Raw genomic sequence first — 12385 nt, 5'->3', positions numbered from 1 at the left:
CATTCGGCCAGTTCGTCGAGGTCGAGCCGGCCCCGGGCGAACGCGTCCACCCGGCCCCAGCGGCCCGGGATGTCCAGCACCTCGATGCGTCCCATGCCCATCGGCAGGCGCGGGTCCACCGCCAGGTGCCCCTCGTGCGGCTCCAGGCCCAGCATGGTGCGGATCAGCAGCAGCGGCGCGCCGGTGGACCACGCCTGCGGACTGCACGCGGTCGGGTACTCCACCGGGAACTTCGTCAGCTCCCGCTGGTAGCCGCCGAACGCCTCGGGCAGTCGGCCGTCGAAGTAGGCGGCCGCGTCGAGGATGCCGTTGGCCACGGTGGCCGCCTCCTCGTTGAAGCCGTACCGGCGCAGGCCCCAGGCGACGAACGAGTTGTCGAACGGCCAGATCGTGCCGTTGTGGTAGCCGATCGGGTTGTAGCGGACCTCGCCCTCGGCCAGCGTCCGCACCCCCCAGCCGGACCAGAGCCGGGGCCCCACCAGGTGCTCGGCGACACTCGACGCCCGTTCCTCGTCCACGATCCCGCTCCACAGCAGGTGGCCGATGTTGGAGCTGAGCACGTCGCACTGGCGCCCGTCCGGGTCCAGCGCGAGCGCGTAGAAGCCGCGGTCGGCGACCCACCAGTCCTGGTTGAAGCGCCGCTTCAGCTCCGCGGCCTCGCGTTCGAGCTGGTCGGCGTACGTGTGGTCGCCCCAGAACACCCGGGCCAGTCGGGCCGCGCGCATCTTCGCGTCGTACGCGTAGCCCTGCACCTCACAGGTGGCCCGGGGAAACGGCGGCAGCGTGCCGTCGGCGTACGAGATGGAGTCCCACGAGTCCTTCCAGCACTGGTTCTCCAGGCCGGTGTCGGTGTTGCGCCGCTCGTACCAGATGTAGCCGTTGCCGATCAGGTCGGCGTACTTGTCGATCCACCTCAGCGCGGCCCGGCACTCCAGTTCCAGCTCCTTGACCAGCGCCCCGTCGCCCGTCCACCGCTCGTACTCGTCGAGCAGCACCACGAACAGCGGGGTGGCGTCCACCGAGCCGTAGTACGGCGAGTGCGGCTGCTCCTCGAACGCGGCGGTCTCGCCGTAGCGCATCTCGTGCAGGATCCGGCCCGGGTCCTCGTCCCGGAAGTCGTCGAACCGGGTGCCCTGCAGCGCGGCGAGGATCCGCAGCGTGGTCTTCGACATCTCCGGCGCGAACGGCAGCACCTGCAGGCAGGTGAGGATGCTGTCCCGGCCGAACATGGTCATGAACCAGGGCAGGCCGGCCGCGGGCAGCGTCTGCCCGCCGAGCGACAGCGGCGAGAAGCGCAGCGCAGCGAGGTCGACCAGGCTCCGCCGGTAGGTCGCGGCGAGATCTTCGTGCTCGCTGTTCAGTTTCGGGGCCCGGCTGATCCACTCCTCCAGGTCGTGCTGGAGCGCGAGCCGCTCGACGCCGTGGGCGCGCAGCCCGATCCGCAGGTCCCGGCCGCCGGGACCGATGGCGAACGTCTGCACGTCGATGACGGCGTCCCACTGCTCGTTGGGTTCCAGCCGCAGGCTCCAGGCGAAGCCGCGCTGGTCGTAGCGGGCCGGCTGGTTGGCGGAGACGACGGTCTCGCGCCGGAAGTTGCCCCGCCGGTAGCCCAGGCGCAGCCGGTCCGACTCGGCCTCGGCGTACAGCTCGCCCTTCTTGTTCAGGATCTCGTCCTTGATCTGGAAGAGGTCGGCGAAGTCGGACCCGGCGTCCATCCGGACCTCCAGGTCGACCGCCTTCTCGTCGTGGTTGAGGATGGTCAGCGTCTCCCGGAAGCTGCCGCCCACCGCCCGTTCCCGGATCACCGACAGCTTCGCGTCGATGTAGTGCGTGGCCATGCCGGGCACCAGGAAGAACCGGGCCTCGTAGTACTGCAGGTCGTCGTAGGACAGGACGTTGAGCCGCTCGCCGTTGACGGTGAGCACCCACTTCGACAGGTAGCGCGTGTCGAGCGAGAAGAGACCCGTCGGCTCGTTCGGGGTGGCCTCGATGTCGCCGCTGTCCTCGCTGACCACGAACGTGTTGCCGTCCAGGATGCGGACGGTGTTCTGCCCGGGCATCAGGCGCCCCTCCCACCGAACGTGTGACGTGGTCCCCGGGAGTCCGGCGGACCGGGGAAGACCCGCTCGACCTGCAACACCAGCCGGAGGTCGCCGACGACAGTCATGTCGCCGCGCAGCAGCGCCGCGATGGCGTTCTCCTCACCGCCGACCAGCTCGGCGAAGAGGCGCGGCTCGGTGCCGACCACGGTGTCCGCCTCGCCGTCCTCCTGCCGGACCCGCAGGTTGCCCCGTTCTATCTCCAGCAGCCAGTGCGTGGTGTGCGGGCCCTCGTGCAGGTCGAAGCGCAGCGTTCCGGATGTCTTGACCAACAGGGGCTCGAACCCCCGCCGGTCCAGGTCCTCGAAGAATCTTGTGGCCATGTCCACCATCCGGGCGACTCCTCCCGCGTTCCGCGGTCTTCCGTCCGGGATGCGGTGTCCCCACCCGTTCCGCGGTCAACCTCGCCCGATCCGGGTGACCGCCGCGTCGCCTGCGTGACGCGGAACGCCGGCCCCCGAACCGGGAGCCGGCGTCACCGCGTCGGTCAGGTCAGTTGTTGGGGTCGTCGGCGCTGATGTCCGCGAGCACCGACTGGGGTTCCCGCTCGACCGCCAGGTCACCCATGGAGATGAGGCCGATCAGCCGGCCGTCCTCGACCACCGGGAGCCGGCGGACCGCGTACGTGCGCATCAGGTCGGCGGCGGCCACCGCGTCGCGCAGGTCGCTCACCGTCGCGAGGTCGCCGAGCACCCGCTCGCGGACCGTGTCGTCGCCGATCGCGGCGAGCTGCTCGCGCAACGCGTCCTCGGCGGTGAGGTCGACCGGCAGGTCGAAGCCGATCCGCAGCACGCCGCGCCCGGCCAGGTCGTCGAGCTGCGCGTGCACGTCAGCGGCCCGGCGGAAGCCGCTCGCCGGGTCCGCGAGCAGCGCGGCGACCAGGTCGGCCACGCGCGGTCCGCGCCGCGCCAGCGTAAGCAGCGCGGCGGTCGCCGCCGGGAGCGTCTGCGGTGGATGGTGCGGGCGCCGCAGCACCCGGTCGCGCAGGCTCAGGTGCGGGGCCAGCCGCACCGGCAGCCAGTCCCGCACGCCTGGTACGCGGGCGAAGGCCTCCGCGAGCGCGTCCAGGCCCCACCGCTCCAGGAACACCTTCCGGGTACGCGTCAACGCCGCGCCGGGACGCACCGTCGCGATCGGACCGCTACCGCCCAGCTCGGTCCAGCAGATCGGGCCGAAGAAGCCCACCGTGTCGTTCTTCAGGCAGTACCGCTGCCAGTACTTCGCGACGACCTCCTCCCGGTGCCGCCGGCGCAGGTTGCGCGGGGCGTGCGGGCCGTCGCGCCGGATCGCGTCGACGGCGAGCAGGACCGCAGGGTTCTGCCAGGTCAGCGCCGTACGGAAGGCGTCGTCGCAGGCGATGCCGTAGACCGCCTGCCCGAGGTCGGCAGCGGCGGCGTCGAACGCCGCAGCGAACTCCGCGGCGTCGCCGTCCCCGCGCAGGTGCCGGTCGGCCGCCTCCGCGAGCGCCGGAGCGGCGAACCGGCTCATCCCGCCGGCCGGAAAACCGGCCGACCGGAGCAACGCGGAACGCCATACGTGCCAACGGGTTCCGGGCAGGGACGTGAGATGCTCTCGGGGCATGGGGGAATGGTAAGCAGCGGCGGATCTGCGGCGGGACGGTCGAGCATGAGCTTCGGGCTGGTGTCCTTCGGTGAGGCGCTCGGCGACCCGGCGCCCGTCGCCGACGTGGTGGCGCAGTACACCGACGACGTCAACCGCGTCCTCGGCTACGGCTACCGGCGGGTGCACCGCGCCGCGCCGGACGTCGGCCTGACCGACCTCGCCGAGCGGGCCGCCCGCCGCGCCCTGGACGCCGCCACGCTGCCCGCCGCGCGGGTGGACCTGCTGGTGCTCGCCGTCACCGACCTCACCGAACACCTCTACTGGGACGCCGCCGCCGACCTGGCGTACCGGCTCGGCGCGGCCGGCGCCGAAGCGGTGCTGCTCACCCAGGCGTGCACCACCGGCGTGCTCAGCCTCGACACCGTCGCCGGCAAGTTCGCCACCCACCCGGAGTACGACACCGCGCTCGTGATCGCGGCCAACCGGACCTGCGAGGCGTACTGGAACCGGATGGAGACCCAGCCGATGGTGTTCTCCGACGGCGCGGTGGCCACAGTGGCCCGGCGCGGGCACCCCCGGCTGCGCTGGCAGGTCACCGAGGCCGCCACCGACGGCCGCTACGCCGGGTTCTACCGGCTCGACGGCGGTGGCGCCGCGGCGCCGTTCGCACCCGGCGCCGAGCCGCCGGCCGCCCGCGACGTGTGGCACGTGATGGAGTTCTTCGACTACGACCCCGAGCAGTTCGCGCAGTATGCCCGCCACCTCGACGAGCGGATGGTGCGGGTCACCGAACGCGCCTGCGAGCGGGCCGGCGTCGCCGTCGCCGACCTGGCGCGGCTGATCCTGGTCGCCGACAACGAACGCGCCATGACGTCGCTCGCCGAGGCCCACAAGGTGCCGCCGGAGCGGACCAACCGGGCACTGGCCGCCGAGTACGGGCATCTCGGCGCGGCGGACCAACTGTTCGGGCTGAGCCGCCTGCTCGACGCCGGTGAGCTGCACGAGGGCGACCGGGTCGCGTTGATCTCGTTGGGCCGGGGCACCCACTGGGCCTGTACGATCATCGAGGTATGAGCATGTCCAGCCGGCTGGTGCGGCTCGTCGCCGACGTGCTGGAACTGCCCGTCGACCAGGTCGACGCGCAGACCGGTCCCGCGACCACCGCCGCGTGGGTGAGCCTGCGTCACCTCCAGATCGTCGTGGCCGTCGAGGACGCGTACCGGATCTCGCTGACGCCCCGGGAGATCCGGACCGTGCGGTCGGTGGGCGACCTGCGCGCGCTGCTCGCCCAGCGGGGCGTGCCGGAGTGAGCGCCGCGCCGGCCCCGCTCGACGACGCCGACCTCGACGCGGGGCTGCTCATCCGCCGATTCGAGGAGCACCTGCTGCGCCTGTACGCCGACGGTCACCTCGCCGGCACCACGCACACCTGCCTCGGCCAGGAGTACGTCCCGGTAGCGCTGGCCCCACTGCTGACCGGGGACTTCGTGTTCAGCAACCACCGCGGACACGGGCACTACCTGGCGCACTGCGGCGACCCGGAGGGCCTGCTGGCGGAACTGCTCGGCCGCGACGGCGGGGTGTGCCACGGGTACGGCGGCAGCCAGCACCTGCGCCGGGACCGGTTCCTGTCCACCGGCGTGCAGGGGGAGAGCCTGCCCGCCGCTGTCGGCGTGGGACTGCACCTCAACCGCACCGGGCAGGACGCGATCGTGGTGGCGTACATCGGCGACGGGACCTGGGGCGAGGGTGCTGTCTACGAGGCGCTGAACATGGCCGCGCTGTGGCGGGTGCCGCTGCTCGTCGTGGTCGAGCACAACCGGATCGCCCAGTCCACCCCGACCACCGCGCAGCTCGCCGGCACCATCGCCGGCCGGGTCGCCGGGTTCGGCATCACCGTCAGCGAGTCCGGCTCGTTCGACCTCACCGAGGTACGCGCCGCCGCCGCGCCGCACGTCGAGCGGGTCCGCGCCACCCGGACGCCGCACGTGCTCGTGCAGCACACGGTCCGGCTCGGCCCGCACAGCAAGGGCGACGACACCCGGCCCGCCGACGAACTCGACCGGCTGCGCCGCCTCGACTGGCTCCAGCGGTACGCCGAGGCGTACCCGGAGCGGTTCGCGGCCGCCGACGCGCGGGCCCGGCAGCGGGTCGCGGAGGTCTCGGCCGAGGTGCTGGCCCGGCCGCTCGCGCGCGGAGCGGCGGCGTGACGCGCGCGGAACGGGTGAGCCGCAACCTCAACCGTGCCCTGCACGCGCTGTTCGCCGCCGACGAGCGGGCCTGGCTGCTGGGGGAGGACGTCGCCGACCCGTACGGCGGGGCGTTCAAGGTGACCCAGGGACTCTCCACCGCCTACCCCGACCGGGTGCTGTCGACGCCGCTGAGCGAGAACGGCATCACCGGCGTCGCGGGTGGCCTGGCGCTGTGCGGCGACACAGTGATCGTCGAGATCATGTTCGGGGACTTCGCCGGTCTCGCCTTCGACCCGATCCTCAACCTGATCACCAAGTCCGTCGCCATGTACGGCGAGCGCACCCCGATGCGGGTGGTGATCCGCTGCCCGGTCGGCGGCGGGCGCGGCTACGGCGCGACGCACAGCCAGAGCCCGCAGAAACACTTCATCGGCATCCCGCACCTCGCGCTGTACGAGCTGTCCCCGCTGCACGACGCGGCCGACGTGCTGGCCGCCGCGCTGCGCCGCGACGAACCGGCGATGCTGTTCGAGGACAAGATCCTCTACACCCAGCGGCGGTACGTGGACGGCCGCGTCGACGACCGCCTCGCCTTCGAGTCGCGCGGCGCGGACGGCAACTGGGCCCGCGTCCACGACCCGGACGCCACCGGCGCGCCGACGCTCGTCATCGCGCCGGGCGGGGTCGCCAACCGGGCGATCGCCGCCGCCACGCGGGCCGCCGAGCGGGGACGTACGGTCGAGGTGCTGGTCCCGGCACGGCTCTACCCGGTGGACGTGGACGGCCTGCGCGACCTGCTCGACGGCGCGCACGGCGTGATCGTCGCCGAGGAGAGCACCGCGGGCGGCACGTGGGGGAGCGAGGTCGCGGCCCGCCTGCACGCCGAGGCGTGGCCGCTGCTGCGCGGCCCGGTCGAGCTGGTCAGCTCCGCCGACCGGGTCATCCCGTCCGCGCCGCACCTGGAACAGGCGGTGCTGCTCGGCACCGACGCGATCCTGGACCGGATCATGCGCCTGCCCGCCGCGCCGGTGGCGACCGGCTACCGGGGCGGACCGGCTGACGCCCCGGCGACTCCGGCCGGCGTGTCTCCGGGCGTGCCCGGCGCGGTTCCGGTTCCGCGCACCGATCCGTCACCCGTCGATCCGCCGCCCTCCGCTCCGACGACGGCGGCGCAGGCGGGCGTCCCGGTGGACGTACCGCGGCTCAACCCCAACGACGACAGCTACGTGCTGCTGGAATGGCTGGTCGCGGACGGCGCCACGGTGGAGGCCGGCGAGCCGGTCGCGGCGGTCGAGACGTCCAAGGCGATCGAGGAACTCGCGGCGACGCGGGCCGGCGTGCTGCGTCAGGACGTGGCAGCCGGCGTCGACTGCGCCCCGGGCGCTCCCATCGGCCGGATCCTGCCCGAGTCGGCCGTGCCCGCCCCGCCAGAGCCGCTGGGCTCGCCCGCTGCGGCGTACCCGGAGCAGGTGGAGGCCGTGGGGACGCGGACGGCGACGCCGGGACGGCCGCTGCCACCGGCGCAGCGCCGCATCGCCGACGTGGTGTCCACCTCGCACCGGGAGATCCCGGTGGCCTTCACCGCCGTGCGCGTCGACGTGACGGCAGCGCTCGCCTACGCCCGCCGCGCCGCCGACGAGACCGGCGCCACGGTCGGCCTGACCGAGGTCGTCATCGCCGCCGTGGCCGCGCTGCACGAGCGGTTCGGTGCCCTCTACGCCCGGCTCACCGGCGACGGGCTGGTGGTCGACGCGGAAGCGCCGTCGATCGGGCTCACCGTGGACGTCGGCACCGGACTGTTCCTGCCGGTGATCCGCGACGCGGCCGGACTGGACCTCGGCGACCTCGCTGACGCCGTGGTCGCGCTGCGGATGAAGGCGCTGCGCGGCCGGCTCCGCGAGGAGGACATGGCCGGCATGAACTTCCTGGTCGCGCTCAACGACACACCCGGCGTCACGGTGTCCCGGCCGATCATCCCGCCCGGCGTCACCTGCGCCCTCTCGGTGCCGGACGTGCACCGCGAGGTCGTGCTCGACGGCGACGGCGGGGTACGCGAGCGGGCGGTGGCGGACCTGGGGCTGGCGTACGACCACCGGCTCGTGAACGGGGCGCAGGCCGGGGCGTACCTGGCCGCGCTCGGCGAGGTGCTGCAACGCTGACCGGCACCCCGGATCGGCCGCCGTGCGGTCGTCGCAGCCGCCTCGTCCCCGTCCGGCGCCGGCAGCGACGTCGGCCCCGGCGGCGTGCCGCACCGGTGGGTAGGCGCGTGACCTGCGTTACCTCTCGCCGAGACGGGAATGTGATCACCGGGGGCGCATTTGACTCACTGTGTGAGTGCCGCACCCTCCCGCGCCCGGTCGCACGACCGGGCCGGGACGCCCCAGACGACCGATGCCACCCCGACGCCCACCCCGGGTGACCTGATGAGCCGCAGCCAGCGCCTGAGGCTCGTGCTCGTCCTCGGCTCGCTGATCGCCGTGGGTCCGCTGACCATCGACATGTACCTGCCCGCGCTGCCCGCGATCGTGGCGGACTTCGCGACCACGTCGGCGGCGGTGCAGTTGACGCTCACCGGGACGCTCGCCGGGCTCGCCGTCGGCCAGTTGCTGATCGGGCCGCTGTCGGACGCGGTCGGGCGGCGCCGTCCGCTGATCGCCGGTCTGCTGCTGCACATCGTGGCGTCGGCGCTGTGCGTGGTCGCCCCGAACGTCGCCGTCCTGGGCGTCCTGCGGGTCGTGCAGGGCCTCGGCGTCGCCGCGACCGCAGTGGTCGCGATGGCGGTGGTGCGCGACCTGTTCAGCGGGTCGGCGTTCGCCACCATGCTGTCCCGGCTGCTGCTGGTGATGGGCGCGGCGCCGGTCCTCGCCCCGACGCTCGGCGGCGGTGTGCTGCGGTGGACGGACTGGCGTGGCGTGTTCGTGGTCCTGGCCGTGTTCGGGGTGCTGCTCGTCGTGCTGGCCACGCTCGCGCTGCCGGAGACGCTGCCGCCCGCGCGCCGCCAGCGCGGCGGAGTGGTGGCGACAGTGATGAACTACGGCGGGCTGCTGCGGGACCGCGTCTTCGTCGGCCTGGTCCTGGTGGCCGGCCTGGCCATGGCGGCGCTGTTCGCGTACGTGGCCGGCTCGTCGTTCGTCCTCCAGGACGGGTACGGCCTCAACGAGCAGGAGTTCGGGCTGGCGTTCGGGGCGGGCGCGGTGGGCCTGATCGGCGCGACCCAGTACAACGTGCGGCTGCTGCGCCGCTACTCCTCCCAGTGGATCCTGGTGGCCTCGCTGGCGGGGGGCACGGTGGCCGGGCTGGCGCTGCTGGTGTTCGCCGCGACCGGCTTCGGCGGGCTGCCCGCGCTGCTGGTGTCGCTGTGGTTGGTGCTGGCGGCGGCGGGTCTGGCCATGCCGAACGCCCCGGCGCTGGCCCTGTCCCGCCACGGCGAGGCGGCCGGCACCGCGTCCGCCCTACTGGGCGCGGTGCAGTTCGGCGTGGGCGCGGTGGCGGCGCCGCTGGTGGGCGTGCTCGGCACCGGCGCGGTGGCGATGGCGCTGGTGGTGGCCGGCGGGATGGTGGCGGCGCTGGCGGTGCTGCTGGTCGTGGTGCGGCCGTCGCAGCTCGCCGGCCTGGAGGCGGATCCGGCGGTCGCGGTCGCGCACTGACGGACCGTCCGGCGCGCGGGGTGCGGGCAGCGCCTACGCTGCTGCCATGACCGCCCCGGCCCGCATCCTGGTCGAGGGGATCCACGGGTCCGGCAAGTCGACGCTGGCCGCGCGGCTGGCGCAGCGTTACCGCCTGCCCTGGTATCCGGTGGACGATCTGCTCTGGGAGCCGGGCTGGGTGGAGGTGCCGGTCGCCGAGCAGCGACGGCGGATCGCGGAGATCTGCCGACGTGACCGCTGGATCCTCGACGGCGCCTACCACGGCTGGCGGGACGTGGTGCTCGGCCGCGCCGACCTGGTGATCGGCCTGGACTACCCGCGCGGGGTCTCGTTCCGGCGGCTGGTGCGGCGTACGCGGCAGCGGCTGGCCAGCGGCGAGGAGATCTGCAACGGCAACCGGGAGTCGTGGGGAAGCGTGCTGTCCCTCGACTCGGTGCTGGTGTGGCACGTCACCGGGTTCGGCCGGGCGCGCCGGCGCCTGCGGGCCTGGGCGGCCGACCCGGCCGGACCGCCGGTGCTGCTGTTCACCGACCCGGCCGCCCTCGACGACTGGCTGGCGCGCGGCAGCCGGGTGCCGGACCGGCGCGGGACGTGACTACATCGGAAAACGGCCGCGACGCCACTGCCAGTGGCGGCCGGCCCGCAGGTGGTCGATGACCGCGCGCTGGAGGACGGTGCGGCGGGGCAGCCGGTCCAGCGGCGTGTTCAGGCTGCGGAAGACGAAGCGCAGCACCTCGACGTCGCCGTCCAGCCCGTCCATCTGCTGGTAGGGCTCCAGCGTGAACCGCCGCTGGAACCGGACGATGTTGGAGTCCTCCGGCAGGTATTCGCTCAGCTGTGGGTCGAGCAGCCAGGAGCCACAGGAGAAGGCGGTGTAGCTCTCGTCGGGGAAGTGGCGCGGGAAGAACGCCCGGGCCCGGTCCAGCGACGCGTCGACCGCCGCCGGGGTCAGCGGCCCCGAGTCGGGGATGTGCAGGTCGAGGGCGCCGGTGTCGCCGCGCTGGTGCTGCAGGCGGCCCAGCTCGTAGAGGCCGCCGCGCGCGTGCAGCGTCAGCCATGCCTGCATGACCGGCCAGCCCTCACCGTGCATCCGCCGGTCGACGGCGAGGTTGTTGCCCAGGTCGGCGAGCGTCGCCCAGGAAACCTCGTCGGGCACGCCGTGGTCGGCGGGGTACGCCCGGACGACGTCGACCAGGGCCAGGTACGCGTAGGCGTAGAGGTGCCGCCAGGCCGGCCCCCGGTCGCGGGGCAGCGCCGGGCCCGGCGGCAGCCAGGCGAAGCCGCCGAGGTCGGCCCGGACCAGGGCGATCGAGCGGTCGAGCAGCCAGCGCAGCTCCGGGGTCCACAGTGGGGACTCCGGGTCCGGCCAGCCCGCCATGATCTCGGCGGCGTCGTCGGGGCGCACCGCGAGCCGCCGCAGCAGCGCGGGCGCGTCCGCCCGGGCGGGCAGCGGCGCGGAAGGCCGGTCGCCGGCGAGCCGGCGCACCCGGTCGATCTCCTCGGCGGGCACGCCGAGCCGGCCGGCGACGTCGTCCACGTCCATGGGGACGACGCTACCGGCCGGCGTCCGCGCCGACAGCCCCGTGCGGCGTCAGCGCCGTTGCTGACACGGCACGCAGAAGCGGGCCGCGGGGCGGATCTCCAGGCGGGCGGTCGGGATGTCCTGGCCACAGCGCTCGCAGACGCCGTACGTGCCGTCGGACATGCGCTTGAGCGCCTGGGCGGTGTCCGCGACGCCCTGGCGCGCGGCCTCGATCAGCCGGCGCAGGGTGTCCGGGTCGTGACCGCCGTGGTCGGGCTGCCGCGTGTGCAGCGTCAGCTCGGTGAGCTGGTCGGTGTACTCGTTGAACTGCCGGTCCAGCAGTTCCCGCAGGGTGTCCGTGCGGTCGTTCAGGGCGTGCGTCATGATCAGGCGCTCCTTTCCGGGCGGCGCTGGGTGTCGTGCGGGTGGCGCAGGGCCGAGACAGCGGCCATGCCGGCGCCGGTCAGGGCGGCGGTCCGGGGTGAGGCGGCGCGGTGGACGGCGGCGCCGAGCCTCGCGACCAGGCGCGCGGTCACGTCCGGCCGGGTCGCGCCGTCGCCGATGACGATCGCGCCGCGGGCCAGGGCGGTGCGGACCAGGGGCCGCAGCGCCGGGTCCTGCCGCAGCTCACGGACCAGCCGGGCGGCGGCGTCGGCGAGCATGCCGGCGGTCGTCGCGTGGTTCAGGTCGCGGGTGCCGACCTCGGCGCGGCGGGCGGCGACGACCCGGCCGTCCTCCAGCAGCGCCACCTCGGTGAGCTGCGCGCCGATGTCGGCGAGCAGCAGGGTGCCGGCGGCGGCGCCGGCGCCGATGGCGCCCGCCCGGACGCTGTCGAGGAACAGCAGCCGGGACGGCGCGAGGACGGCGGCGAGCACGCGGCGCGTCGCCTCCTGCTCGGCCGGCGCGGCCAGCACCGGCCGGCAGGCGACCACGAGCGCGCCGACCGGTACCGCCGCGCGGTGGTCACGCAGGATGCGTCGCAGCTCGGTGACGCAGGCCGGACCGTCCACGATCCGTCCGCGCCGCACGACCGGGCTGCGCAGGCCGTGACCGAGCGGGACGCTCAGCGTCCGGCCCGGACCCAGCCAGATCCGCAGCAGGCTGCTGCCGAGGTCCACGGCGATCGGCGCCGCGTCGGCGCCCACCGGCGGGCGGGTGGTGTGGGAGCGGCCGATCAGCAGACCGGTACGCGCCGGAGAACGGACGACGGTGACGGGATGCGGCATACCGACCTCTTTCGGATCAGGTGCCCAACCGGGCGGTGGACGGTGCGGGGGAGGGGCGTGGCCGGGGGGCCGGGGCCGGATTCGCTCGACGGCGCCGGCGGCCGGGGCTCAGGCGCGCCGCGGGTCGCCGCTCGCGG

Annotated in this window: 12 protein-coding genes; 6 read left to right on the top strand and 6 right to left on the bottom strand. The window is 74.3% G+C overall.

Annotated elements, in window-relative coordinates; translation table 11 throughout:
* From KBX39_RS09365 to KBX39_RS09350, 3 genes are all read right to left on the bottom strand, one after another.
* A partial coding sequence (locus KBX39_RS09365; RefSeq protein WP_043328837.1) for a glycogen debranching N-terminal domain-containing protein occupies nucleotides 1–2060 on the bottom strand: 2060 nt, incomplete at its 3' end.
* Nucleotides 2060–2431: an SCP2 sterol-binding domain-containing protein gene (locus tag KBX39_RS09360; protein WP_043328836.1), complete on the bottom strand. Its 372-nt coding sequence runs from the start codon at nucleotides 2429–2431 to the stop codon at nucleotides 2060–2062. The genes KBX39_RS09365 and KBX39_RS09360, both read right to left, overlap by 1 nt.
* A gap of 160 nt (nucleotides 2432–2591) precedes the next feature.
* Nucleotides 2592–3587, bottom strand: coding sequence for a lantibiotic dehydratase (locus KBX39_RS09350; protein ID WP_282102378.1), 996 nt, complete (start codon nucleotides 3585–3587; stop codon nucleotides 2592–2594).
* A 138-nt stretch (nucleotides 3588–3725) separates the two neighbouring features.
* On the opposite strand from KBX39_RS09350, the gene KBX39_RS09345 reads away from it, so the two are divergent.
* The 6 genes from KBX39_RS09345 (at nucleotide 3726) to KBX39_RS09320 (ending at nucleotide 10095) form a co-directional block, all read left to right on the top strand.
* The gene (locus KBX39_RS09345) at nucleotides 3726–4736 is read left to right on the top strand and encodes a 3-oxoacyl-[acyl-carrier-protein] synthase III C-terminal domain-containing protein (RefSeq protein ID WP_210870038.1); all 1011 of its coding nucleotides are present in this window, start codon (nucleotides 3726–3728) and stop codon (nucleotides 4734–4736) included.
* Complete coding sequence (locus KBX39_RS09340) at nucleotides 4733–4972, top strand: acyl carrier protein (RefSeq protein ID WP_223201113.1); 240 nt, start codon at nucleotides 4733–4735, stop codon at nucleotides 4970–4972. The genes KBX39_RS09345 and KBX39_RS09340 overlap by 4 nt, the downstream gene beginning before the upstream one ends.
* The gene (locus KBX39_RS09335) at nucleotides 4969–5871 is read left to right on the top strand and encodes a thiamine pyrophosphate-dependent dehydrogenase E1 component subunit alpha (protein WP_043324767.1); all 903 of its coding nucleotides are present in this window, start codon (nucleotides 4969–4971) and stop codon (nucleotides 5869–5871) included. The genes KBX39_RS09340 and KBX39_RS09335 overlap by 4 nt, the downstream gene beginning before the upstream one ends.
* The gene (locus KBX39_RS09330; RefSeq protein WP_210870036.1) at nucleotides 5868–8012 is read left to right on the top strand and encodes a 2-oxo acid dehydrogenase subunit E2; all 2145 of its coding nucleotides are present in this window, start codon (nucleotides 5868–5870) and stop codon (nucleotides 8010–8012) included. Before KBX39_RS09335 ends, KBX39_RS09330 begins: the two co-directional genes overlap by 4 nt.
* 264 nt (nucleotides 8013–8276) lie before the next feature.
* The gene (locus tag KBX39_RS09325; protein ID WP_043324765.1) at nucleotides 8277–9500 is read left to right on the top strand and encodes a multidrug effflux MFS transporter; all 1224 of its coding nucleotides are present in this window, start codon (nucleotides 8277–8279) and stop codon (nucleotides 9498–9500) included.
* A gap of 46 nt (nucleotides 9501–9546) precedes the next feature.
* Entirely contained in the window at nucleotides 9547–10095 is a 549-nt protein-coding gene (locus KBX39_RS09320) for an adenylate kinase (RefSeq protein WP_210870034.1), read from the top strand.
* Here KBX39_RS09320 and KBX39_RS09315 read toward each other — a convergent pair whose 3' ends face one another.
* The 3 genes from KBX39_RS09315 to KBX39_RS09305 are packed head-to-tail and all read right to left on the bottom strand — an operon-like array spanning nucleotide 10096 to nucleotide 12248.
* On the bottom strand, nucleotides 10096–11043 hold the full coding sequence (locus tag KBX39_RS09315; protein ID WP_210870032.1) for an acyltransferase domain-containing protein: 948 nt from the start codon (nucleotides 11041–11043) through the stop codon (nucleotides 10096–10098).
* 48 nt (nucleotides 11044–11091) lie between these two features.
* The gene (locus KBX39_RS09310; RefSeq protein WP_030501973.1) at nucleotides 11092–11406 is read right to left on the bottom strand and encodes a TraR/DksA family transcriptional regulator; all 315 of its coding nucleotides are present in this window, start codon (nucleotides 11404–11406) and stop codon (nucleotides 11092–11094) included.
* A gap of 2 nt (nucleotides 11407–11408) precedes the next feature.
* Complete coding sequence (locus tag KBX39_RS09305) at nucleotides 11409–12248, bottom strand: rod shape-determining protein (RefSeq protein ID WP_064446272.1); 840 nt, start codon at nucleotides 12246–12248, stop codon at nucleotides 11409–11411.
* Between the last annotated feature and the right edge of the window lie 137 nt (nucleotides 12249–12385).

Source organism: Micromonospora sp. D75 (assembly GCF_018070405.1).
GTDB lineage: Bacteria > Actinomycetota > Actinomycetes > Mycobacteriales > Micromonosporaceae > Micromonospora > Micromonospora chalcea.
This window is presented reverse-complemented; position numbering and strand designations above follow the sequence as displayed.